Origin of the sequence: endosymbiont of Ridgeia piscesae (assembly GCF_001443665.1) — a bacterium.
Classification (GTDB): domain Bacteria; phylum Pseudomonadota; class Gammaproteobacteria; order Chromatiales; family Chromatiaceae; genus Endoriftia; species Endoriftia persephonae.
Genome location: NZ_KQ557115.1, coordinates 89,416 through 113,521, shown reverse-complemented (window position 1 = coordinate 113,521; position 24,106 = coordinate 89,416). Strand labels below are relative to the sequence as shown.

18 protein-coding genes are annotated in these 24,106 nt (G+C 59.8%); 8 read left to right on the top strand and 10 right to left on the bottom strand.

What is annotated here, in order from left to right:
- Positions 1-61 precede the first annotated feature (61 nt).
- The 5 genes from Ga0074115_RS00555 to Ga0074115_RS00535 all read right to left on the bottom strand — a co-directional run bounded on the left by Ga0074115_RS00555 (position 62) and on the right by Ga0074115_RS00535 (position 7,602).
- A complete protein-coding gene (locus Ga0074115_RS00555) occupies positions 62-3,763 on the bottom strand; it encodes a carboxypeptidase-like regulatory domain-containing protein (RefSeq protein ID WP_232432830.1) in 3,702 nt (1,233 codons plus the stop codon).
- Between the two features lie 9 nt (positions 3,764-3,772).
- Positions 3,773-4,543, bottom strand: a complete 771-nt coding sequence (locus Ga0074115_RS00550; RefSeq protein ID WP_057955455.1) for a fimbrial biogenesis chaperone — start codon at positions 4,541-4,543, stop codon at positions 3,773-3,775.
- A gap of 216 nt (positions 4,544-4,759) precedes the next feature.
- Positions 4,760-5,242, bottom strand: coding sequence for a DUF4402 domain-containing protein (locus Ga0074115_RS00545; RefSeq protein WP_057955454.1), 483 nt, complete (start codon positions 5,240-5,242; stop codon positions 4,760-4,762).
- 62 nt (positions 5,243-5,304) lie between these two features.
- Positions 5,305-5,736 (bottom strand): DUF4402 domain-containing protein, encoded by a 432-nt coding sequence (locus Ga0074115_RS00540; protein WP_057955453.1) that lies wholly within the window; start codon positions 5,734-5,736, stop codon positions 5,305-5,307.
- A 486-nt stretch (positions 5,737-6,222) separates the two neighbouring features.
- Positions 6,223-7,602 carry a sigma-54 dependent transcriptional regulator gene (locus tag Ga0074115_RS00535; RefSeq protein ID WP_057955452.1) on the bottom strand — a complete coding sequence of 460 codons (1,380 nt, stop codon included), beginning with the start codon at positions 7,600-7,602 and terminating at the stop codon, positions 6,223-6,225.
- A 787-nt stretch (positions 7,603-8,389) separates the two neighbouring features.
- Between Ga0074115_RS00535 and Ga0074115_RS00530 the strand changes: the two genes are divergently transcribed.
- On the top strand, positions 8,390-9,619 hold the full coding sequence (locus Ga0074115_RS00530; protein WP_057955451.1) for a S1 family peptidase: 1,230 nt from the start codon (positions 8,390-8,392) through the stop codon (positions 9,617-9,619).
- A gap of 101 nt (positions 9,620-9,720) precedes the next feature.
- On the opposite strand, the gene Ga0074115_RS00525 is transcribed toward Ga0074115_RS00530, so the two are convergent.
- Together Ga0074115_RS00525 and Ga0074115_RS00520 are read right to left on the bottom strand one after the other, a co-directional pair.
- The gene (locus Ga0074115_RS00525) at positions 9,721-12,831 is read right to left on the bottom strand and encodes an efflux RND transporter permease subunit (protein WP_060528097.1); all 3,111 of its coding nucleotides are present in this window, start codon (positions 12,829-12,831) and stop codon (positions 9,721-9,723) included.
- Entirely contained in the window at positions 12,828-14,009 is a 1,182-nt protein-coding gene (locus Ga0074115_RS00520; RefSeq protein WP_232432829.1) for an efflux RND transporter periplasmic adaptor subunit, read from the bottom strand. The genes Ga0074115_RS00525 and Ga0074115_RS00520 overlap by 4 nt, the downstream gene beginning before the upstream one ends.
- A gap of 192 nt (positions 14,010-14,201) precedes the next feature.
- Between Ga0074115_RS00520 and Ga0074115_RS00515 the strand changes: the two genes are divergently transcribed.
- From Ga0074115_RS00515 to pdxA, 3 genes are read left to right on the top strand one after another with little or no spacing between them, the layout of a single operon-like run.
- The gene (locus Ga0074115_RS00515; RefSeq protein WP_232432828.1) at positions 14,202-16,442 is read left to right on the top strand and encodes an LPS-assembly protein LptD; all 2,241 of its coding nucleotides are present in this window, start codon (positions 14,202-14,204) and stop codon (positions 16,440-16,442) included.
- A 6-nt stretch (positions 16,443-16,448) separates the two neighbouring features.
- Entirely contained in the window at positions 16,449-17,747 is a 1,299-nt protein-coding gene (locus tag Ga0074115_RS00510) for a peptidylprolyl isomerase (protein WP_060528095.1), read from the top strand.
- Positions 17,744-18,739 carry a 4-hydroxythreonine-4-phosphate dehydrogenase PdxA gene (gene pdxA / locus Ga0074115_RS00505; RefSeq protein WP_057956730.1) on the top strand — a complete coding sequence of 332 codons (996 nt, stop codon included), beginning with the start codon at positions 17,744-17,746 and terminating at the stop codon, positions 18,737-18,739. The genes Ga0074115_RS00510 and pdxA overlap by 4 nt, the downstream gene beginning before the upstream one ends.
- Positions 18,740-18,756: 17 nt before the next feature.
- On the opposite strand, the gene Ga0074115_RS00500 is transcribed toward pdxA, so the two are convergent.
- The gene (locus tag Ga0074115_RS00500) at positions 18,757-19,695 is read right to left on the bottom strand and encodes a Gfo/Idh/MocA family protein (protein ID WP_057956731.1); all 939 of its coding nucleotides are present in this window, start codon (positions 19,693-19,695) and stop codon (positions 18,757-18,759) included.
- Positions 19,696-20,176: 481 nt separating this feature from the next.
- On the bottom strand, positions 20,177-20,689 hold the full coding sequence (locus tag Ga0074115_RS00495; RefSeq protein ID WP_232432827.1) for an ankyrin repeat domain-containing protein: 513 nt from the start codon (positions 20,687-20,689) through the stop codon (positions 20,177-20,179).
- Between the two features lie 130 nt (positions 20,690-20,819).
- Between Ga0074115_RS00495 and apaG the strand changes: the two genes are divergently transcribed.
- Genes apaG through Ga0074115_RS00475 form a run of 4 tightly spaced genes read left to right on the top strand, consistent with a single transcriptional unit; the run spans position 20,820 to position 23,504 of the window.
- A complete protein-coding gene (gene apaG / locus Ga0074115_RS00490) occupies positions 20,820-21,200 on the top strand; it encodes a Co2+/Mg2+ efflux protein ApaG (RefSeq protein WP_006474858.1) in 381 nt (126 codons plus the stop codon).
- Positions 21,197-21,829, top strand: coding sequence for a class I SAM-dependent methyltransferase (locus Ga0074115_RS00485; protein WP_057956733.1), 633 nt, complete (start codon positions 21,197-21,199; stop codon positions 21,827-21,829). The genes apaG and Ga0074115_RS00485 overlap by 4 nt, the downstream gene beginning before the upstream one ends.
- A 33-nt stretch (positions 21,830-21,862) precedes the next feature.
- Positions 21,863-22,702 carry a symmetrical bis(5'-nucleosyl)-tetraphosphatase gene (locus Ga0074115_RS00480; protein WP_057956734.1) on the top strand — a complete coding sequence of 280 codons (840 nt, stop codon included), beginning with the start codon at positions 21,863-21,865 and terminating at the stop codon, positions 22,700-22,702.
- A gap of 49 nt (positions 22,703-22,751) precedes the next feature.
- A complete protein-coding gene (locus Ga0074115_RS00475; RefSeq protein WP_057956735.1) occupies positions 22,752-23,504 on the top strand; it encodes a TIGR00266 family protein in 753 nt (250 codons plus the stop codon).
- 88 nt (positions 23,505-23,592) lie between these two features.
- On the opposite strand, the gene folA is transcribed toward Ga0074115_RS00475, so the two are convergent.
- A complete protein-coding gene (gene folA, locus Ga0074115_RS00470; RefSeq protein ID WP_057956736.1) occupies positions 23,593-24,093 on the bottom strand; it encodes a type 3 dihydrofolate reductase in 501 nt (166 codons plus the stop codon).
- Between the last annotated feature and the right edge of the window lie 13 nt (positions 24,094-24,106).

The window sequence follows — 24,106 nt, the reverse complement described above, 5'->3', positions numbered from 1 at the left end:
ATGCAAGGCCTGAGCAGTCAATGCACGAAGCTCACTCCTCAAACAGAGGATTTCCTTAAAATCAGTGAGATGCCGTCAGGCGCAGCTTGAAATCAATACCGCTGATCACATCACCATCAGGGGCAATCGTCAGCTTGACCTCCCGAGAGGCCTCGAACGACAGCTGGCGCGCCTGTTCCGGTGAGACCCGCACCCGATAATCCCCCGGAAAGACGCCGCTAAAGAGATAAAATCCGTCATAGGCTGTACGCTCAACCGCGACCACCTTGCCCTCTCTGTTCAGCAATTCGATATCAACGTTAGACAGCTCTTTAGTGCTCCCCCCATCAATCAGTAACACACTTCCATCAATCTCACCGGTTGGAGTAAACGGGAAATCAACCCGCGTTGCGTGTCCTGGCCTGGGAAACAGCACCACGCCTTTGTAGACGGGCATCAGGGAGGGGTCTTCAACACTGCCGAGGATCGGCATCACCTGAGTTGGCCGGTGCGGGGCAAGGCCGGTCAGCAGAAGCACTCCATACTCAGCGCTGAGCGCATCATCAGGCACGCTGCCTCGACGAAAGCGGGTGCCGACGAGTGGGGTTTCCCCCTGATCAAACACCCCATTCATGTTTCTGTCGATAAACACCGATGCCGACACAGCGCCATAACTAGCTCTTTTTTCAGGCCAGATAAACCAGCTTCCATGGCGTGGCTCCCGCCCCAGAGAGAGGCTCCAGGTCAGCCCGACGTTGAGTTTCTCGTCAGAGGAGTAGCTTGAACTCAGGGAGAGGGCAAAGTATTTGAATTTGCGGTTCAGGCTCCCACCCAGACTGATCACGGAGGTGCCAAAATTGTAGGAGAGATCGGCCCGTAGAGAGTAGCCATCCCCCACTCGCCAATCGAGGGTCCCGCTCAGCTGATCGAGCGAGACTCCAGGCATCAGCAACGCATAATCAAGCGTCCCACGCAGACGAAAATCATTGTAACGACCGCTCGCCCGCAGGGCCCCGTTCAGGCCGCTACTGTGGCCAGTTTGCTGGCCAGAATAATAGTAGTCCAAAGTGTTCGTAAACGCCGTGTCAGCCCAGAAGAGAGACAACCGGTTGCCCACGTGGATTTCACTGTTGCCAGAACGAAAACGGTCCCAGCCAAAGGTGAGTGCGTAACGCAGATTGAAGGCATCGATATCTCCATCGAGACGAAAATCAGTATTCGATAGCAGCGGATCATCGCCCTCCATAACCCCGGTCTTCCGACTGGTAAAGTTGAAAAACTGATCATGGGAAAGCGTCAGGCTGAAGAGATCCTGCTGTGTCTGCAGATCGAGGCCCAGGGCTACCCCCCCAGCCATCAGATCATGCACCAGATCCACCCGTGAGAAGGCCCCCAGTAAACTGCCACGGGCATTCACTCCCAGGTAGTACCTGCGCTCTCCATCCGCCATCGGCAGGGCTGTGAAGGAACTACCAAGGGTCAGGTTATTGCTAATCCCTCGCTCATACTCCAGGGCCAGCTGATAGGCGCCCCGAGCACTGTCTCCACTATCCTTGCGCTCATCAAGCTCAACAACCCCCTCATCCTTCTGGTTGATTCCAACCTGAAACTGCTGCTCCCCGGGGCTTACCTGCCCCGCTCCCACGAGCACCCGACGTACCTCCTCCCGGCGCTGTCCCTGAGGGCCGTAAAAGACCAGTTTCATGTGATTGTTGCCGGGTAGCAGAGGCACGTCGAGAAACTCATAACGACCATCAGACCGTGAAATCTGGGAATCGAGCAGTTCGCCGTTACGATAGAGTTCAACCTCCCAGCCCTGAAGCAGTTCCCCGGTAAGGTGAGTCTTGCTGAACTCGGTTGGATGGTTGAGCGGCATACTCGACAGCGTCAGGCCGCGCCCTGAGCCACTGCCGGACACTAACGCCATAGAGGGCGAGTAGACATCTCCCAGCGCCACACTAGTCACTCCCAGATGCTCGCCAAACACCCTACCCTCAGGGTCCTTCCGCGAAAGTGTCAGACGCACATTCGATATGGCATCGCTCTCATTGCCTGAGACATAGAGTTTGCCATTCATCCACAGCAGATCTCCGGTTGCCAACATATTAAATTGAGCCGCATTGCTGGCGGGCTGCCCCTTTACCCCGCGATGCGCCAACGAACCGGAGAGATCGATCAACGGCACCTCCACGGCTTCAAACACATCCGGCAGATAGGGCAGTTGCAACTCATCGCCAGCCTCCCACTTCCGCCCCAGCATCTGCCGACGCATCTGCCGCTGCGCACGTTGCTGGAAGGGCAACGCTTCATCAGGCTCCAGTTTTAACCGCAGGGAGGCCAGATCCACTGAAAGTCGCAGCGGCAGCCACTGCTGCAGCAAACTGCTATGCACATAGATCTCATGTTGGTGCAACTCCACCAGATTACGGTTGAGTTTGTGGACTCTTCCATCCACCCGCACCTCGCCCCGCGCATAGTCCAAATCAAACTGGTGGCGCTCATCAATAAACCAGCCAGAGGCATGTCCTTCGGCTGCGGTAACCTGGATGGGAAACTCTACCGCGTAGAAGAAGTCGGAGAGGGGCAGCAGCACACCTGACGGCACGAGATAGCCAAGCAAGCCATCACTCAACACGGTTCGCCCCACAACCAGCTGCAGGATCAGTTCATCCTCAGCAGGGCGACTTGTTGGCTCGAGTGAGACCTCCGCATCAGGCACAACCATCGCAGCGCTGTTCAGCTCCTGAGGCGGATGGCCCCGAGTCAGAGCCGGCTCTCCACTCACTTTCTGGGCTGAACCCGCAGCGCCAACATCCGCTCGCCGGGCAGGATGTCCGTCGCCCACACCAGCAGACGGCCCCTGTTTGGCAGGAAGGTCAGGCTCCCGCCTCCTGCCTGGCTGATCCGTAATGCGGCTGACATCTCGGCGATGGGTGAACTGATGATCTGCAAAGACATCCGGCAAGTAGGCAAATTGACGCCCGGCCGGCCCTGGCTTGGGTGAGTCTATCGGCACATTTGCCTCCACCGCCGCAGGGCTTGGAGCTGCCGAGGGTAGCACCGGCGCAGGCAGAGAGCGCCCAGGCGGTAGATTATCGGCCTCTCCAGCCAGTGGGGCATCGCTGCCCCCATCACCCAAAGGATAACTCACGGACAGGGGTCGTTTGCCATCATCAACCTCCGTCGGCCGGGACACAGGCCCCTCAAGCAGCGCTTCCCTGTGGCGCCTGACGGGTAACTGATCAGACACCAGTCTGACCTGCGCAGCATCTAGATCGACTGAGAGATGCAGCGAAAACCACTGCTGCAGCTGGCTAGGATGCACAAAGATGTCGTCCAGATGCAGTTCGATCCGCTCCCGTTCCAGCCTGAAACGCCGCCCATCCACCCACACCAGCCCCTGACTGTAGTCAAGTTCAAAACGCTGTGGCGGTTCGCCAAACCAGCCTTCAGCACGCCCTGCGCGGGAGCTGACCTGGATCGGATAGCCCATCGCATAACTGATTCCGGAAAGCGGCAGCAGGAGCTCCCCCTGATGCAGATAGCCGATCAAGCCATCACTCAGCACTCCTTTGTCATCCACCAAGCGTAAAATCCGGGCATCACCGTCGACAGGCGCCGGCGTTTCCGGCCTGGATGGTATGTTCAGCTGGTCACTGCTTAATCCATCCTCCTCCAAGGGTGGCGTGCGGGTCGAAGAGAAGACAAACAGAAGCACAACAGCACCGGCGGCAAGCAGCGCCACCCCCTCTACGAGCCCGGTTCTGGTATTGAGATTGAACAAACGGGCGGGTCAATGAATTGTCAACTCAGCGGCTGCCTTAACTCCCTGTCTGCCAGTCTCTGTAAACTCAACCCTCAAGACCCCATCCCGCAGTCTTTCTGAGCTCATCTCCTGCAACGGCACGATGATTGACCGTTTTTGCAACGGCATATAGACAGCCACTCCCTTGATGTAACCGACCAAACGCCTCTCCCCCTGCCGCGGTTGGTGATAGACATTGATGCTTCCATAGAGTGAACGGGTGCCCTGCCGGTGCAGGTTCAGCGCAATTCGCGACCGTGGCTTTTTCTTGTCTGGGGGCAGATATTTGAGCGCCTTCAGTTCGAGAGACGCATCGAGCATGCCGTGACGCGCAATCACAGGGATGGTTATTGAGTGGCGCGCCACCATCCGCACCTTCACCCCTCCCCGATTATCAGCAAGCTGCTCCACGTCGGTGCCTGCCATGGCATCGGGAAGCTCCTCAATAGTCAGATGCGAACGGTATTCACCCGGTTCCAGGTCACGCGGCTTGCGCAGCAACAGTCGCACCGACTGCATCTTGCCAGGCTCCAACGTCATCCTCCGTGGTGAATAGCGCAACAGCGCGGAGGAGGTTTTCTCTGCCTCAGCCGGGTCATCGACTACATCCAGGTGACCCGTGTTTGTCATCCGCATCTCCTGGAAATAGATCTTATAGGTCGCGGCACGATCCCCCCGGTTAATCACCAGCAGTTCCGCACTGCGTTTACGTCCATCGAACACCACCCGCTTAGGGTCAAACAGCCATAGCCCCTGCATAAGCAGTCAAAGGCAGTACAAAACTGACCAAAGCAGTGAGTAAAACCCAATTAAGCAGCATACAAAGGGGAACCGTACGACCGGTCATGCCTGTCACCTCTTTCAATAGCATTCAGTTAAATGCTGAAGGATAACCATTCCCAGCAGAACGATACGCGAACAGTTCGAAAAAAAGTAATCAGGTGACACAAAGCACCGCAACATCACTTAGGGCATCTACATATAATCAGCAGTGATCCTATAGTGGCAGGTGTAGCTGCCTTCAGCAGAGGGCTTCACCAGTACTGAGCCCGTGACATCAAGAGTCAATGGCAGCGTCACCTGCTGCAGATAGGGAGTGACACTCTGAAGGTTCACCGCATCGTTAGGGCCATCACACCCGTCTGTATCTATACCACTCTGGACCAGTACAACCTCTCCCTCATCCCCATCAATGCTGAAACTGCCTGGATGGGCGCCCGACAGGTAGAATCCATCACCAAAGTTGATGTCGACCCCTCCATCTCTGCTGATTTCAAACAGAGTATCACTGCTACCACGAACCACGGTGCCGAAATCCATATCCTGGGTGTTGCTGATCGTAAGCGGCAGGATTGGCTCCGCATCAACACCAAAATCACCAACTGACCAGGCCGAATCCCAGACGAACAGGGCACAGATGAGCAGGGCCATCAACCAGCCATTTTGACAACGACTCATGACAAGCCCATCCCGTTCGACGACCGGGACACCAGACCGGGTGGACAAGCAATTCCCTCTCACTATTCGTAGTTGGCCGTAACACTGAAGGTGCAGTTGTATACTCCCTGAGCACCAACAAGAACAGTAAGAGTGCCGCCAACCAATACATCGGCTTTGTTGGCTTCGTTAAAGACGGTCGGATTGTCTGCATCTGCCGTCAGTGACAGGGTCACCAGTGTCTGAGTGCCACAATTTGCATTCGGGTCAACAGAAAAAGCAAAGCTTTCGCCACTGTTTCCGTAGATAGTGAAATCATGAGTGTCACTATAGACATCACCAACACCACTACTGGGAGCTATAACGCTGCCGCCAAAATCCATATGATCAATGGTTGAAATTGTTAGCGGTTGCAACACATTGATGGAGGCGGTACCTGTCGCATCCACCGCGACAGTTTCCCCGGAGAAAACAGCTACCCAGAAGAGTGTTGCTCCAACGATAATTTTTTTCATTTTGTATCTCCTTTGAGGCCTTGGCTTCAGCCTCACTACTACTCTAGCCTCACTTGCCATTAGCAAACATCGCGCCAATCAAAAGCAGGAGGCTAACTTTCAATGACTTGCAACATCTGCAGCTAAGGTATTTTTTCCAGTTTCACGCTAGGGAATCAAATTCGTATTCATAAAACCGCTACTACGCCCTATCCTGGGCCAACTACGGCACACTCCTCATCGAAGCACAGGGAGATATGTCAAGAAAAGGCATGACTATTCAGCCCTCTCTCAAGAGAGGCCTAAAAGTAGGAGCGGTGCCCTCGAGGCGATTGCAAACGTTTGATTTAAAGCTGTTTCACGGTAAAGGCGCCGCTCCTACGACAGGCTGGGTACTGGATAGTTATGGAAAGGCTTTGATTAGGGAGCCTCTGAATAAAACTGGTCGAGTAGATCAGCCATTGTTGGCTTTCACCCTCCCAGCTTGGAAATTCTGGGATAGGGAGTTCAGCTCAACAGGCCGCTATCGCCATCGATTCCTGACGGATCCGATGGGATCTGGTGCTTCTCCAGCAGACGATAGAGGGTACGACGGGAAGTCCCCAGCAACTTGGCAGCATGGGAAACAGTATAACCAGTCTCTGCCAAAGCCTGGCGAATGGCGCGCTTCTCCGCTTGGGCCCGAGCCTCATCTAGGGAGTGGATCCGCCGCCCCTGCGACTCATCATCCCCCAGACCCAGATCGAAGACAGAGATCTCCGACCCTTCAGAAAGAATCGCTGCCCGATGCACCCGATTGATAAGCTCACGGACATTTCCGGGCCAGCGATGATCGTTCATCGCCCGGATTGCTGCCTCACTGAATCCGTTCACGTGACGCACCAGATCACTATCGAGCGTCGACAAGAAATGCCTGGCAAGCACCTCCACGTCGCCCTTCCGCTCACGCAAGGGAGGCACAGTTACTGGTAACACATTGATCCGGTAGTAGAGATCCTCGCGGAAACGACCATCCGCCACCGCCTTCTCCAGATCCACATGGGTGGCCGCCACAACCCGCGCATCGACATGGATCTTGCTGGTGCTGCCAAGCCGCCGAATCGTCTGTTCCTGCAGGAAACGCAGCAAATGCGCTTGGATCTCTAGGGGAAGATCGCCGATCTCGTCGAGAAAAAGGGTGCCACCGTGAGCCGCCTCGATAAGCCCGATCTTGCGTTTGGCAGCACCGGTGAAGGCGCCCTTTTCGTGGCCAAACAGCTCCGACTGGATTAGTGAAGGAGGAATTGCGCCGCAGTTGACCTCGATACAGGGGCCGCTGGCGCGCACCGAGTGGGCATGGATCGCCTGCGTGGTGAGCTCTTTGCCGGTGCCACTCTCACCATTGATCAGCACTGGCAGATCAGTCTCGGAAACCTTGTAAATCAGCGCAAACAGTTTGCTGATCGCCTTGCTGCGGCCGATGATCTTGAAATCAATCTCTTCGGTGCCCGGCTCGTGGCGCATACCGCGCCGCAATTCGGCCATACCGTGGGCGTGGCCAAGCACCTCATGAAAGCGCTCGGGGTTGATCGGCAGGGTGTAGAAGTCAAAAAAGCTGCGCGCGATCAGCGAGCGTAACTCGTCATCTTCCATGTCATCATGGTTGATAACCGCAATCCAGGAGACAGAGCCTGAGACCCGCGCCACATGCCCCCAAGCCTTGGCGATTTCACCCCAATCACACTGATCGCAGTAGAGCAGTCCAACGGTGCAGTGATGCCTGCGCACCAGCTTCGGCAGGTCATCCAGATTATCGGCTCTAACCAGGTTCCAGCCGTAGAGCTCCAAACCGTCAAACGGCGTCCTGTCACCTACGGATACAACCAGGGCATTCCGCTCCTTCAGCATCCTTTCTGCCCCTTTAATCACTTCAGCTTCAAGTAAAAACGCTTACAACCCGTCCATCCTAAAAAATAATCACGTTCCCACAAGGATTTTCCTCCCACGTCGTGAACAGGGTCACCGAACCCCCCCCCACAATCTCCGCGAGGTGAATTAAAGTTCCACTCAAAGCCACCTACAGGCCATTTATCGGGCTCATCGCCGCCTGGCGTGCCACTTCTGTCACAAAAACAGGGGTCAATTGCCAATTATGGCACGGCAATTCCTGTTCCAACCTTGTATTCACGACAAGAACAATGATCGTTCAGCTTTTCTCTCCCCACAGAATACTTACAGCAACACAACACAACACAACACAACACAACACATGCAGACATCTGGCGCTTAATTTGCGTGTAATTTATCGAAAGTTTTTGACAACTTCGGATAACGGCGTTCAACAACGGGGAGCGGCAGGCTACAACTTTGAGGCATCACCATCCCGGTTGGCGGTATTGGCGGTGGCACCTGGAAGATCTTCATCGACCTGGCGTCAACAACACCTGTGCCGACACACAGTGACCAACCGGCACCACCGACTTTGGCAACAATGGCTTCTGGTCGATGATCAACAACCGGGGCTTTTTTATGCCTGATGCAAAGCCAGCGCCTGCTCGCACAACACCGTGGAAAAAGGCCAAAAGAAACGAGACACCCCTCACACTAAAACCCCGGCCGTTTCGGTTTACGCCGAGCTTTTCTGTAGATTAGGCTCATCAAAACAGTCACATGGTTAGTAAGGGGGGGCTGACTTGTGAGGATACTGACTCTATTGATGATGGCGGTGATGCTGCAGGCCTGCTCCATCGCACGTACCAAGACCGCCGACCTGATGCCCGACACCACGCCAGGCATCCTCTACCCGGTCGATGGCACCATCACCATCTACGTGCCCAAGAAAGAGTACGACGAGCAGATCCGTCTGCCGCTCAGCCGATCCGCTGAGTTTATTCACCATCCGGGGCAGGATCTGAAGCAGGCCGCCGTGATCATCGCGAAAAAATATTTCCGCAAGGCGCAGGCACTCTCTCTGGAGAAGCCGACCCAGTACCTGCTGAAACTCTCGGGTGATGCCTTCATCGACCACCTCAACGTCTACCACACTACCATCGACGCCGAGCTCTACACCCAGGATGGCGAACTGGTCGACCGGCGCAAGATTGAGCAAGGCGCCATCTCGACCCTGATCACCGACGAAAACGCCTTCTACAACGCCTACTCCGAGGCGATGCTCAACTACTTCGATGAACTGTTCCGCGAACGCGGCCAGCGTATGCTCAACTATCTCGCGCAGCAGCCGTCAAAGCCACTCAGCTTCGAAGACCTCACCAGCAAGAAGGGGCTGGAGCTGGTCTCCACCGCCAGCGGCTTCTTCCTCAACCACTCGGGCCAGGTGCTGGCCAGCAACGAACAGGTTGCCGGGTGCCTCACCATCAGCATTCTGAAGGATGGTAAGGAGCATCGCGCCAGGCTAAAGTTCAACCACAAGCTGAGCGACATCGCGGTACTGGAGACCGGCCTGAAAACCAAAAACCATGCCCGCTTCATCAATAACGACCTCTCGGTGCGACTCGGCGAGGAGATGCTCAGCGTCGGCTATCCGCTACCAGAGATCCTCCACCAGCCAATCAGTCTCAACGGCGGCAGCATCAGCGCCCTGACCGGCATCCGCGGCGATGGCCGGCTGTTTCAAATCACCCTGCCGGTGCAGCCCGGCAACAGCGGCAGTCCGATGCTCGACCGCAATGGCCTGGTCACCGGCATCCTGCAGAGCAACGAGATCGCGCTGCGCCAGGCCGATTACAGTGGCGCACTCGCCCCCAACGTCCACTTCGCCCTCAAGGCAAAAGAGATCAAGAAACTGCTGAAGACCAACCAGATCAAGTTCTTTACCCGCAACTCCTACGAAACCCGCTACAAAAAGCGCCCAGATATCGCCGAGTACGCAGCAAAGTTTACCGTGCAGGTGATCTGCCGCGGCTGAGCTGCCGGGGCTCCGCGTATGAGACCACGACAAATCACAACTAATCAAACCGCACGGATATAGGGCGGGCCGTGGCCGCCGAATGTCGGGCAGAGCCCGACCTATGACGACGCATCACGACCCATCGCCCCCCGCAGATCATCCGCAATCAGATAGAAACAGGGCAGCGTCAGCAGGATCAACCCGGTGGCGAACAGCAGCCCAAACCCCAGGCTCACCGCCATCGGCGCGAGAAACGCGGTCTGCCCGGTGGCGAAAAAGATCAGCGGTGAGATGCCGAGAAAGGTGGTAATGGTGGTCAGCAGGATCGGCCGGATCCGCACCCTGCCCGCCTCCACCAGCGCCGCCTTGCGCTCCCAACCCTTACGCCGCAGTCGCTTGGCGAAGTCGATCAGGATCAGCGAATCGTTGACCACGATGCCGGTCAAAGCGAGAAAGCCGATCAGCGAGAGAAACTGTAGATGGAAGCCGAACAGTTGATGTCCCACCACCACGCCGATAAAACCGAACGGGATCGCGAACATCACCACCAACGGATCGAGCAGTGATTTGAACAGCGCCGCCAGGATGAAAAAGATCACCGCCAACGCAATCACCAGCGCCCGCTTCATGCCGGCGATCGATTCCTCCGCCTTCTTCTTCTCACCGAGGAAGATCAGCTTGTAGCCTTCCGGCAACGCGGTGAACTCAGCCTTCACCTGCGCAATCACCTTATTCGGCGTGGTGATCTCTGAATCGACCTCGGCGGTGATGGTAGCCAGCCGCTGCAGGTCACGCCGGTTGATGCTATTGAAGCCCCGCGCCTGCTCGATCTGCGCCACATCCCCCAGATAGACCGTGTGACCATCCTCCAGGGTAATCGGCAGCCGCTCCAGCGCTGCCGCATCATGACGCAGCGCATCAGGATAGATCAGCCGCACCGGGATGCGCTTGTCGTTCCAACTGACGTGAAGCACCTTAAGGCCAAGAAAACCGGTGCGCACCGCATCCGCCAGCTGCTGCTGGGTCAGCCCCAGACGCCGCCCGCGCTCGTTCAGCGCATAACGATACTCCAGCTTGCCCGGGTCCATATCCTGGCGCACATCGGAACTACCGGGCAGCCACTCGATAAAGCTGCGGATCTGCTCCGCCTGCTCACGCAGCACCGCCACCTCGCTACCCACCACACCGATCTCGATATCCGCCCCGGCCGGCCCACCCTGAGGGCGCAGCACCGACATGCGGCGGATCCCCGGAATCCCTGCCAGGCGTTTGCGCAGCTGATCGATCACCTCCGGCGAACTGCGCTCACGACTCCCCTCCCATGCAAATTTCAGGCTTACTGCCGGGGCGATCCAGCGCTCGATAAAACCCCGCGGCCGCTGCTTCTTCAGATCGACGATCAGCTGAATATAACGGCTGCCGAAGCGCACCCTGTGGAAGTCGATAAACATGACGCCAACATTGGTCAACAGAGTATCCAGCTCATCCTCATCCAGAGTCGCGTAGATCTCCCGCTCCAGCCGCGCCGCCAGCCGTGAGGTCTCCTCGATACTATAGGTGCTGGGGGTCTCAACATTGATAAAAAACTGCCCCACATCCACATGGCCAAACAGCAGGAACGGAATACGGGTGGCGGCGAAGGCGATGGTCAGCGCAAGGATGCCGATACTGAGCATCGCCACCGGATAGCGGTAGTCGAGGCTCCAGCGCAGCAGACGCGTATAGCGCTGGTTCAGCGCCGCCCAATCGATACGCCCCTGGCGCCGCTCTCTGGCCCGAGTCAGCCACTCCTTGGCATGGGAGGGCAACACACCAAACGCCTCCAGCATCGAACCAGCCAACGAGGCGGTTACCACCACCGGGATCACCGCAATGAAGGCCCCCATGGTGCCGCCCACCGCGAACATCGGCATGAAAGCGGCGATGGTGGTGGTGGTGGAAGCGACCACCGGCCAGAACACCTCCTTGGTGCCGATGCGCGCCGCCACCGCCGGACTCTTGCCCATCTCCAGGTGGCGATAGATATTCTCGTTGACGATGATCGCGTCGTCCACAATCAGCCCCAGGGCGATCAGGAAGGCGAACAGCGACACCATGTTGATGCTGTAGTCCAGATAGTGGAGCAAGATCACCGCCACCAGAAAGGAGACAGGGATGCCCAGCGCGGTGATAAAGGCGATACGGAAGTTGAGCATCAGATAGAGCGCCAGCAGCACCAGTGTCAGCCCCACCAGCCCGGAGGATTTGACCGTATCCAGGCGGGTCTTCACATACACCGAGAGATCGCTGAACAGCCCCAGATGCACCCCCACCGGCAGCTGCGGCTGGCGCTGCGCCACAAACTCACGCACCAGCCGCGCCACCTCGATGGTGGAGCCTTCGCTGGTCTTGTTGATGGTCAGATTGACCGAGGGCTGGCCGTTGAAGCGCCCCAGGGTCTGCACCTCTTCCAGGCGCAGCTCGACTTGGGCCAGATCCCCCAGCCGCAGCTGACCACCCGCCTCATTGCTGCGCAGCACCAGTGCCGCCATCTGCTGCGGATCGGGCGCCACGCCGATACCGCGCAGGCGGATGTCACCGGTCTCGGATTTGAGCGTGCCGCCGGGCAGGTCGCGCAGATTCTGCCGCAGCGCCCGGGCCAATTCGGCCAGCGCCACCCCTCGCGCCGCCAGCCGCTGCGGATCGGCCACCACCCACAGCTCCCATTCCCGGTCCCCCGCCACCCCCACCGAGGCGACACCGGGGATCTCGATCAGCTCATCCTTGATCTGCTCAGCGATCTGGTAGAGCCGGCCACGAGCGATTTCGCCATACAGGCTCACCGAGATCACCGGGAAACGGGTCTCCAGCCGCGACAGCTCCGGCTCCTCCGCCTCCTCGGGCAGGTCATCCACCTGATCCAAGGCGTTCTGCGCCTTGCGCAGGAAGTCGTCCATATCGGCGCCGCTGTGCAGCTCCACCAAGATCGACGAGTTGCCCTCGTTGCTGGTGGAACTGATCACCTCGATATCCGCCAGGCCGTCGATCTCCTGCTCGATCGGCAGCGTCACCTGGCGCTCCACTTCCTCTGGCGAAGCCCCCTCGAACAGGGTGCGGATGTTGACCTTGTCCTGCTCCACCGTAGGGAACATCTCCCGCGGCATGGCATACCAGGACTGCACCCCGGCCAACAGCACCAGCGCCAGCAGCAGGTTGACGATCAGCGGGTTGCGGATGGCAAATTCAATCAAGGCGCTGACTCCAAACGCTCGGTCTCGACAGCCAGGCCGTCGCTCAGCACCTCCACATCCCGCGCCACCACCAGCTCACCGGGCTGCAGCCCTGCCTCGATCAGCTGCCAACCCTGATCAACAATCCCGGCCTCCACCGCACGCCGCTCCAGCCGCCCCTCATTCACCACAAACAGCCAGGCCTGTCCCGCCTCGCGCAGCAGTGCCGAGACCGGCACCAGGATCGCGTCAGAGTAGCTCCGCAGCGGCAGCGCGACGCGCCCGAGCATGCCCGGTAGCAGCCCCGCCCCCAGCAGCTTCAGTCGAATCGGGTGGGTATGGGTGCGCGCATCGGGCACCGGCTGCAAAGCCACCAGCTCAGCCTGGCGCGGCCCATCCGGTAGCTCCACTGCCAGAGACTGCCCCAACCTCAGCACCGCTGCGATGTCGGTGCTCACCTCCAGCGACAACTCCAGATAGTCATCGCGGATCAGCTCCACCACCAGACTAGCGGGCTGCAGGTAGTCGCCCACCTCCACCTCTACCCGGTTGACCCGCCCATCAAACGGGGCGAGCAGATGGCTGCGCTGCAGATTGCGCTCAGCCCGCGCTGCTGCCGCCTGTTGCTGGGCCAGCCGTGCCTTGCCACTGTCGATGCCAAAACTCAGCCGCGCTGCATCACTCTCCAGCTTGAGCAGCTGCTGGCGCGCGCTGTCGCGGGTTGAGCCGGAGGCGAGGGAGTCCTGGCCCAATCGCTCCAGACGCTGGAACTCCCGCTCGGCCAGCTGCCGCTGCTGTTGCGCCAGCTTCAGCAGACGCTGATCACGTTCGATACCGGCACGAGTCTCCCGCAGCTGTGCCCGCGCCTCTGTCAGCGCATCGCGGTAGTCGGCATCATCAAGGCGCAACAGCAGCTCCCCCTGTCGAACCCGCTGCCCCGGCTCGACCCGCCGCTCCAGCAGTTCGCCTTTGACCTCAAAACCGAGCCGCGCCAACTGCCAGGGCTGCAGCACGCCGGTCAGTTGCAGCTGCGGCTGCAGCGCCCGTTGCACCGCCTCGATCACCTCAACACGGCTCAGCACCACCGCGCTGAACTCGGCCTGCGGTCGGGGGCGCGTCTTCACCAAGCCAAACACCGCCACGATAGTGAGCACAAGAATCAGCAGGGTAAGAAGAAAACGGCGTCGAACAGATGCCACTTGGAACACTCTCCGCGTTGAAATCATTGAAGAATCGCCGATTCTATGCGACTTTATGCCGCCCATACCATATGTGGGGTCAGGGTGGTAAAGGATGCCTCGCCTCGGCTAGGGCTGTCAGGTTAGGCCCGAGACTCACCTGCGGAAATGACAAATCTCACTGCCCGCCATCCAATATCGAAACCACCCGGCATGAACCGACCAACCCTCCGACCACTGCTACCGTTCCTGGTTCACTGCCTATTGTGGACACCCACCATCCAGGCCGCAGGGGAGCGCATCGATCAGGGCATCGACTGGGACTACTGCGCCCACCCTGATCGAAAACAGCAGCTGCCGCCACCGCCTCTGCCTGCCGCCGCCCCCGACGCCACCCGCATCGAGGCCGATGCGCTGCAGCTCGACCAGCAGCGTAACACCACCTTGTTCCAGGGCAACGTCAAGGTGCGCCGCAACGAGGCCTACTTGGAGGCGCAGCAGGCGCTACACCAGCGTGAGCAGAATCTGCTGGAACTGGAGGGGGATATCCTGCTCCAGCGACCCGGCCTGCGCGCCAGCGGAGAGCAGGGCCAGTTCGATCTGAACAGCGACCAGGGCTGGCTGGAGCAGGTAGAGTACCGTTTTCCCGAACGCAACGCCCGTGGCAACGCCAGCCGCGCCGAGTTCGACGGCGACAACCACTCCCGTTATGAAGACGTCAGCTACACCAGCTGCAGACCCGGACAAAGCGACTGGCAGCTGGAAGCAGAGAGCCTGGAACTCGACCGTGAGGAGGGGGTTGGCGTGGCGCGCCACGCCACGCTGAAGCTGGCCGGGGTGCCGGTTCTCTACGCCCCCTACTACTCCTTCCCCATCGACGACCGGCGTAAATCGGGCTTCCTCGCCCCTTCCCTGGGCAGCTCCAGCCGTGGCGGCACCGAGCTGACCACCCCCTACTACCTCAATCTGGCACCCGACTACGACGCCACTCTCTACCCGCGGCTAATGAGCAAACGTGGCCTGATGCTGGGCGGCGAACTGCGCTTTCTCGGCGCAGACTACAAGGGTCTGGTCGAAGCCGAATACCTCAACGACCAGGAAGACAACCGCCCCGGCCATCGCGGCGCCTTCAACCTGGAGTTCAACCATCAGTTTGCCCCTGGCTGGAGCAGTGAGATCCGCGCCAACGCGGTCAGCGACATCGACTACCTCACCGACTTCGGCAGCGGCCTGACGATCACCAGCAGCCGTCACATCGAACGCCGCGGCGAGCTCCGCTACCAGGACAGAAACTGGTCACTGCTGGCACGCCTGCAGAACTTCCAGACAGTCGATCGCAGCATCGCCGCCACAGATCGCCCCTACGCACGCCTGTCACAACTGCGGGCCAACTATGCCAACGCGCTTTTTGACAACGCTAGTCTGTTCAATGTGCAGGCCGAGTATGTCTATTTCGACCACTCCGAAAAGGTGCGCGGCCACCGCCTGAGCCTATCACCCAGCATCAGTCTGCCGCTGCGTCGCAGCTGGGGGCACCTGACTCCGCGTTTCGCACTCAACCACGCCAGCTACCAACTGGACCAGAATAGCGGCAGTAACGACTCGCCCTCCTACACCAGCAGCAGCTTCAGCCTGGATGGCGGGCTGATCTTCGAGCGTGACAGCGACTGGTTCGGCCTGCCCGCCCAACAGACCCTGGAGCCGCGAATCCACTACCTCTACACGCCGTTCGAGGATCAAAGTGAGATCCCCAACTTCGACTCAGCCGAACTCGACCTGAGCTTCGCCAACCTGTTCCGTGACAACCGCTTCAGCGGCTCCGACCGGGTTGGTGACGCCAACCAGCTCAGCCTTGGGCTCAGCTCACGGCTGCTGGAGCAGCGCAGCGGCCGCCAGCGACTGCGCGCCAGCATCGGCCAGATCTTCTACTTCCACGACCGCGAGGTGCAACTACCGGACATCACCAGCGAAACCGACAGCGAATCGGCCATCGTCGGCGAACTCAGCGCCCAAATCAGTAACCAGTGGAGCAGCTCCGCCATCCTGCGCTGGGATTCCAACCTGGAGGACGGGCGTTTCGACCGCGCCCGCGCCGGTATCCACTATAAGGATCGCGAACAGCACCTATTCAATCTCGGCTACAACTACCAACGCAACACCATCGAAGACGTCGACTTCTCTCTCTACTGGCCCTTCAGCTATAGGCTTACCGCCATCGCCGCCCTGAAACAGTCGCTACTCCACCGACGCAGCATGAACCAAGTGATCGGTCTGGACTACGGCGGGCGCTGCTGCTGGCGGCTGCGCGCTGTATTTCAGAGCTATGTCACCGACGCCGACGAGAAGGCCGATAAGCGCATAATGCTGCAGCTGGTACTCAACGGACTGGGTGCCTTCGGCCGTGGTGCCGAGCAGACCCTGAAAGATTCCATCTTCGGCTATCAACCAGAGTAAATACCGATGCGACCAACCCTCCACCCGCAGCACTTACTGACTGCCGTCCTGCTGATGCTGGCCAGCCTCGGCCTGCAGGCTAACGCCCTCGACGCCATTGTGGCGCTGGTCAATGACGACATCATCACCCGCAGCGAACTCGACAGCAGCGTTAGGGAGACCGCCGCGCAACTGACCCAGCAGGGTACCCAGCTGCCAAGCCAGGCGATCCTCGAACAGCAGGTGCTGGAGCGCATGATCACCAATCAACTGCAACTGCAGACCGCCACCCGCCTCGGCATCACGGTCGACGACGCCACCCTGTCGCGGACCATCGCCAGCATCGCGCGTAACAACAACATCAGCCTCAACCAGCTGCGTGAGACCCTGGAGAACGACGGCATCAACTTCACTCACTTCCGCGAGAAGCTGCGTCGCGAAATCATCATCAACCGCCTGCGCCAGAAAGAGGTGGTCAACCGCATCGTCATCACCGAACAGGATGTGCGGAGCCATATGGCGCGCGAGGCGGGTTCCAGCCGCCAGCGCGCCGCCTTTCACATACAGCACATCCTCATCGCCACCCCCGAGGGGGCTGCGCCCGAGGATGTGCAGGCGGCACGCGGCAAGGCCGAACAGCTGGTCCTGGAACTGCGTGAAGGCGCCGACTTCAGCAGCACCGCGATCCGTGAGTCGGATGGCCGCCAGGCCCTTGAGGGAGGCGACCTGGGTTGGATAGAGGCAGCCCGGGTGCCCTCTATCTTCACCCACTTGATGGACCAGCTCGAACCCGGCGATATCAGCGACCCGGTGCGTAACGCTTCCGGCTTCCACATCATCAAGCTGGTCGAGGTCAGAGGCGCCAAGCGTCACCTGGTCAGCCAGACCCATGCCCGCCACATCCTGATCAACACCAACGAGATCGTCTCTGACTCCGAGGCAAAACGCCGTCTGCAGGGCCTGCGTGAGCGCATTCTTAACGGCGAGCCCTTTGAGCCGCTGGCGCGCGCCCATTCCGACGACAAGGCCTCGGCAATCAAGGGTGGCGACCTGGGCTGGCTCAATCCCGGCGACACGGTGCCAGCATTCGAGCAACAGATGGATACGCTGGCCGCCGGCGAGATCAGCGAACCCTTCAAATCCCCCTTCGGCTGGCACATCGTGCAACTGTTGGAGCGACGCAACCACGACAACACCGAGCAGATCGCCCGCGACAATGCACGCAAGTCGATCCGCAAACAGAAGTCGGATGAGGCGATCGAGCTGTGGCTGCGCCGGCTGCGCGACGAGGCCTATGTGGAGATCCACCTGGAGCCACTCCCATGATGCTACCGCGCATCGCGCTCACCCCCGGCGAGCCCGCCGGCATCGGTCCCGATCTCTGCGTGATGCTGGCGCAGCAACCGATGGCGGGGCAGTTGGTGGCGGTGGCCGACCCGCAACTGCTGCAACGCCGCGCCGCGCTGCTCGGTCTGCCACTGCAGATCACGCGCTTCGATCCACGCACCCCCGCCACCCCCAACCCTCCCGGCAGCCTACCGGTGCTGTCGGTGGCGCTGGCTCGGGAGGAGCAGTGCGGCCGGCTCGACAGCGCCAACTCGGGTTATGTGCTGGAGACTCTGCGGGTCGCCACTCGGCAGGCTCTCGATGGCCACTTTCAGGCACTGGTCACCGGCCCGGTACATAAGGGGGTGATCAACGAAGCGGGCCATCCATTTACCGGCCATACCGAATATCTGGCGCAGCTCTGCCAGAGCGAGGCGGTGATGATGCTTGCCACCGAGGGGCTGCGGGTGGCCCTGGCAACCACGCATCTGCCGCTCAGCCAGGTCAGCACACAGATCACCCGCGAGCGTCTGGAGCGGGTAATCCGCACCCTGGTGCGAGATCTGAGCGGCAGCTGTGGTATCGCCCGACCACGCATCCTGGTCTGCGGCCTCAACCCCCACGCTGGCGAGGATGGCCATCTGGGGCGCGAGGAGATCGAGGTCATCGAACCAGTGCTTGAATCACTTCGAGCCGAGGGCATCAGGCTCACCGGCCCGCTGCCTGCAGACACTCTGTTCACCCAGAAGTATCTACGACGCGCCGATGTGGTGCTGGCGATGTATCACGACCAGGGTCTGCCGGTGCTCAAGCACATGGGGTTTGGTCAGGCGGTCAACATCACCCTGGGGCTGCCGGTGGTGCGGGTCTCGGTTGACCACGGCACCGCCCTCGATCTGGCCGGTAGTGGCGACGCCAACCCCGGCAGTCTGCAGCAGGCGGTGGCGATGGCGATCCGCATGGCGGAGAACCGCATCCTCAGCATCAACTGAATAGACTCAACAGCCGGTTAACTGTTGAGTATCTTCTCCTTCACCTGCATCGCCACTTCCAGCGCCTTCTGCCCAACACGCCCATCAACCAGTGGCGGCGTACCGTCACGCACACTATCGATAAAGGCGCGCAGCTCCGCATCCAGCGGCTTCACCGGCTCCACCTGGATACGCTGTTTGACGATCTCCGGCCAGGCCTCACCCAACTTTGGCTGCGGGTAGGCGGTATCGATGGTCTGACCGACAAAGTCGAGGGATTCGTAACGGTTCTCCGCAAACACCCGGATGCGCCGCATGGTCTGCTCGGAGACGCGACTGGCGATGACGTTGGCGACGGTACCGTCGACAAACTCCAGCCGGGCATTGGCGATATCGATGTGCGAAGTCAACACCCGTGTGCCAACCGCGGCGATCGAGCTGATCTCCGAGTCCACCAGAGAGAGGATGATGTCGATGTCGTGGATCATCAGGTCGGAGACCACATCCACGTCGGTGGCGCGGGCGACAAACTCACCCATGCGATGGGCCTCGATGAAGCGCGGCTTGCTGATGCGCTCTGCCAGCGCCATCACCCCGGCATTGAAGCGCTCCAGATGGCCGATCTGCAGCAGCGCCCCGGAGGCTTCAGCAAGACGCACAATCTCGGCGCCCTGTTCTACCGTGGAGGCGATCGGTTTTTCCAGCAGCATCGCGACACCGCGCTCGAGAAATGGCCGGGCGATCTCAAGATGCAGGCTGGTGGGCACCACCACACTCACCGCATCGACCCGTTCGAGCAGATCACCGGGGTCGCGCAACGCATCGCAGCCGGCCTCTTCAGCCACCTGCTGCGCCCGCTCCCAGTCGTTGTCCACCACCCCAACCAGCTCCACGTCAGGCATACGCGAATAGATGAGGGCATGAAAACGGCCCAGATATCCGACACCGACCACACCGACACGTCGCCTTTCACTCATAGCCTGCCACCTGATGATTGAAAAGGCGGCAATCTATCATATCAGCCGGGATGATTGGGAATCGGGACACTGTGTCGCACCGGCGACGCCGGCAGGTATTGAGGATGACCTGAGAAACTCGCCACCCGCGCCCAGTGCCTACGGCACTCCCCCCTGGGTGGGCGTTACGACTTGTCTCTCAGGCCATTTTCAGATCAGCGGCCCTGATGGCCGCCGCATTAGAACTGGAATGAGATAGTGACCAGCACCCCGATCAACACCACTGCCACCAGGGTAATCAGGAAATCGGGCTTGCGACTTATTGTTGAGTCTCTCTGCATATCTTAAACCCTCCTCGTTATTGTTGGATACCAGTGTACGGTGTCATCATTTTTAGGAACCACGACTCAGTTCACAGCTGACCGGTTAACGGCCAGCTCAGGAAGTTTAATCCCTAAAAAATGCAGGGTATAAGGTTCAGAACAAGCCAAAATGGCCACGACTATTTCTTTTCGTCCGCCTTACCCTGCTCTGCCGTGTCTGTCTCACCCTCGGCCCCCTCCTCCGGAGCAGCCTCTTCCACCGCCCCCGCCGCGGTGAGCAGCTCAGCCACCCGACTGTGTCCGCCCTTTTTCGCCAGACTCAGGGCCGAGTTGCCGGTACTGTCCTTGGCATTCACATCCACCCCGGCCTGGATCAGCAACCCCACAACCTTGGGGTGAGCAAACGCCGCCGCATCCATCAGTGGTGTAATGCCACGGGCATCAGCCAGGGCAGGATCGGCACCAGCGGCAAGCAGGGATCGCACCGTCTTGATGTTGCCGTTGAATGCCGCCAGCTGAATCGCGCTGCGCCCGGTCGGATACTTGCTGTTGGCATCGACCCCCTGGGAAAGCAGATCCCGCACCTTCTCCACCCGACCCGCGGCGGCGGCAGCCACCAACTCCTGGCCCGGCTCCAAGGCGGCCAGCGGCATCGCCAACACCAAACTTATCAAGGCTACACAGCAGCGCATCACATATCTCCAGATTTCTGTTCCTATTGAGACTTAATCGGCCATACGATGTGTTTCTTGACCCCAGGAGCATTGCGCTCAAGGGCCGTGCTCAGTAATCTTGGGAGCCCCCTTTTTGAATACCAAATTGATGAAACCAGGCACTAACTTGATCGACATCGAGGTTGAAACCCGTTACGTAGAGTCGCAGTCGAACCCCGAGTCGCGCCGCTATGTCTTCTCCTACACCATCACCATCCGCAACGATGGGCTGCAGGCCGCCCGCCTGATGAAGCGCCACTGGATCATCACCGATGCCAACGGCAAGATTCAGGAGGTCAAGGGGGATGGCGTGGTAGGCGAACAACCTCATCTCAACCCGGGAGAGGCATTCCGCTACACTAGCGGCACCGTGCTCGACACCCCGGTCGGCAGCATGGAAGGGAGCTACGAGATGGTCGATCCGGAGGGCAACCCCTTCGAGGCGAGCATCCCGCTGTTTGTGCTGCAGCGCCCCGGCAGCCTCCATTGAGCCTCAGATACAGCTACACCCTATGGGCGCCGATCTACGATCTGTTTGTCGATCGCGCGTTTCACGATAAACGCTGCGAGAGCCTGCTGGCGCTGCGCGGGGCGGGGCACGAATCGATCCTGATCCCCGGCATCGGCAGCGGCCTTGATATCCCCCATCTCCCAGCCGGACCGAGCTATACCGGCATCGACCTGACTCCAGCGATGCTCAAGCGGGCACGCAGCCGCGCTGAGCAACATCGGGTGGAGATCAAACTGGAACAAGGCAACGCGATGCAGCTGCCTTACGCCGACGCCAGCTTTGACCGGGTGGTGATGCACCTGATCCTGGCGGTGGTGCCCAAACCGGAGCTGGCGCTGCAGGAGGCCTGTCGGGTGCTGCGCCCGGGCGGGCAGATCCACATCTTCGACAAATTCTTGCGCCCCAGCCAGCTGGCGCCACTGCGGCGCGCCATCAGTCCACTGCTGGGGCTGGTCGCCACCCGCACCAACGTGGTATTCGAGCAGTTGCTGTCGCGCTGCCCCGAACTGGAAGTCGTGCACAACCGCGAGGCCGGCGGCAACGGCTGGTTTCGCTTTATCGACCTGCGCAAACGCATCCCCTCCCAGCCTGGCAGAGAAACGGTATAATCGAACGCCTTTTCCACAAGCATCAGGAAGGCTATGGCGGTCTGGGCAATCGGCGATATTCAGGGGTGTTACGACGAGTTACGGCGGCTGCTCGAGCAGATCCGTTTTGATCCTGCCAAAGACCGTCTCTGGTTTGCCGGCGACCTAGTCAACCGCGGCCCTCAATCCCTCGAGGTACTGCGTTTTGTCAAATCACTTGGGCGCAGCGCAGTCACCGTGCTCGGCAATCACGACCTGCACCTGCTAGCCCTCTCCCAAGGCAACAAGCGCCACTACAAACACGGCAGCCTAGAGCCAATTCTGCTCGCTAAAGACCGCGAGGAGTTGTTGCACTGGCTGCGCCATCAGCGAGTGATGTACCACAACAAAAAACGCGGCTACAGCATCATCCATGCCGGACTGCCACCGCAGTGGGATATCCCTACCGCAATGCAGCGCGCGCGGGAGCTGGAGGCCGCGTTGCAGGGGCCTCGCTTCCATGAATTCTGTCACGCCATGTATGGCAACGAACCGGACCGCTGGTCAGACGATCTCAGGGGCCTCGACCGGCTGCGCTTCATCGCCAACTGCTTCACCCGGTTGCGCTTCTGCACCCCGGATGGCCAACTGGCGCTGCGTGAGAAGGGCGCACCAGGCTCCGCAGATCCGTCACTGCTCCCTTGGTTCAAAGTGCCGGGGCGCGCCAGCCGCAACGATCAAATCATCTTTGGTCACTGGTCGACCCTGGGCTACCAGCACACAGATAACACCTGGTGCGTCGACAGCGGCTGCCTTTGGGGCGGCACACTCACCGCACTGCGGCCGCACAAGAAGAAACCGCCAACCGTGCAGCAGAGCGACTGCACACCCAGCTTGACCCCAGGCGACGAATAGCGGGCGGGACACCCCCTCCAGCCGACAAACAACAATTGGGAGAATCGAGATGCGAGCCCATGACATTGATTACCAGATCCTTGGCCATGACCTGCAACTGGTGGAGGTGGAGCTCGACCCGGGCGAGACGGTGATCGCCGAGGCGGGCGCCATGACCTACCTGGAGCGGGAGATCAGCTTCGAAACCAAGATGGGCGACGGCTCCAACCCGGACCAGGGCATCTTCGGTAAGCTATTCAGCGCCGGCAAACGCATGATCACCGGCGAGTCGCTGTTCACCACCCACTTCACCCACTCAGGCTCCGCCGGCAAGCGCAGGGTCGCCTTCTCCGCCCCCTTTCCCGGCAGCGTGATACCGCTCAACCTGGCTGCCCTCGGCGGTAAGGTGATCTGCCAGAAAGATGCCTTCCTCTGCGCCGCCCTCGGCACCAAGCTCGGCATCGCCTTCACAAAAAAGCTCGGCAGCGGCCTGTTCGGTGGTGAGGGCTTCATCCTGCAGAGCCTGGAGGGGGACGGCACCGCCTTCATCCAGGCCGGCGGCACGGTAGTGGAGAAGCAGCTGAACGGCGAAACCTTACGGGTCGATACCGGCTGTCTGGTTGGTTTCACCGAGGGCATCGACTACAGCATCGAGATGTCAGGCGGACTCAAGTCGATGTTGTTTGGCGGCGAGGGCATCTTCCTCGCCACCCTCAGCGGCAGCGGCACGGTGTGGATCCAGAGCCTACCCTTCTCACGCATGGCCGACCGGATCCTGGAGCATGCGCCCCAAGGCGGCGGCAGCGAGCAGGGCGAGGATTAAAGCAGAAACAACGGAAGGAGCGCTGCTCGCAGCGCGAATAGGCAGGCTTCGCGCCGCAAGCGGCGCTCCTACTCCTACCCAACAGTGATCATTTCCGCTCGAGGACGATGAAACTGTAGGGATAGGCGTTCTTCTCATCCGCGAGGTGACGCTCACGCGAGCGTTCGACCCACTCGGCCATATCGAGATCGGGGAACAGGGTATCACCCTCGATCTCGGCATCCACCAGGGTCAGATAGATCCGCCCCACCCGCGGCAGAATCTCCGCATAAAATGCCCCGCCACCGACGACCATAATCTCCTCCACCTCACCGGCGACCGCTATCGCCTCGTCGATGGAGTGCACCAGGGCGCAACCTTCGGCGTGGTAGCTTGGGTTGTGGGTAACCACGATGTGCGGACGATCGGGCAGCAGGCCAGGCAAGGATTCCCAAGTCTTGCGTCCCATCACGATCGGCTTGCCGATAGTCAGCGCCTTGAAGTGCCTGAGATCCGCCGGCAAATGCCAGGGCATCCGATTGTGACGGCCGATAACCCGGTTCCGCGCCATCGCGGCGATGATGGAGATTTTCGGGGCGGCGGCTTGCATGTCGCCGCATCTT

Coding starts and splice junctions, on each gene's coding strand:
- Ga0074115_RS00550 (WP_057955455.1), bottom strand. CDS start 4,543: ATGCAGGGGCTATGGCTGTTTGACCCTAAGCGGGTGGTGTTCGATGGA.
- Ga0074115_RS00545 (WP_057955454.1), bottom strand. CDS start 5,242: ATGAGTCGTTGTCAAAATGGCTGGTTGATGGCCCTGCTCATCTGTGCC.
- Ga0074115_RS00540 (WP_057955453.1), bottom strand. CDS start 5,736: ATGAAAAAAATTATCGTTGGAGCAACACTCTTCTGGGTAGCTGTTTTC.
- Ga0074115_RS00535 (WP_057955452.1), bottom strand. CDS start 7,602: ATGCTGAAGGAGCGGAATGCCCTGGTTGTATCCGTAGGTGACAGGACG.
- Ga0074115_RS00515 (WP_232432828.1), top strand. CDS start 14,202: ATGAACCGACCAACCCTCCGACCACTGCTACCGTTCCTGGTTCACTGC.
- Ga0074115_RS00510 (WP_060528095.1), top strand. CDS start 16,449: ATGCGACCAACCCTCCACCCGCAGCACTTACTGACTGCCGTCCTGCTG.
- pdxA (WP_057956730.1), top strand. CDS start 17,744: ATGATGCTACCGCGCATCGCGCTCACCCCCGGCGAGCCCGCCGGCATC.
- Ga0074115_RS00500 (WP_057956731.1), bottom strand. CDS start 19,695: ATGAGTGAAAGGCGACGTGTCGGTGTGGTCGGTGTCGGATATCTGGGC.
- Ga0074115_RS00495 (WP_232432827.1), bottom strand. CDS start 20,689: ATGCGCTGCTGTGTAGCCTTGATAAGTTTGGTGTTGGCGATGCCGCTG.
- apaG (WP_006474858.1), top strand. CDS start 20,820: ATGAAACCAGGCACTAACTTGATCGACATCGAGGTTGAAACCCGTTAC.
- Ga0074115_RS00480 (WP_057956734.1), top strand. CDS start 21,863: ATGGCGGTCTGGGCAATCGGCGATATTCAGGGGTGTTACGACGAGTTA.
- Ga0074115_RS00475 (WP_057956735.1), top strand. CDS start 22,752: ATGCGAGCCCATGACATTGATTACCAGATCCTTGGCCATGACCTGCAA.
- folA (WP_057956736.1), bottom strand. CDS start 24,093: ATGCAAGCCGCCGCCCCGAAAATCTCCATCATCGCCGCGATGGCGCGG.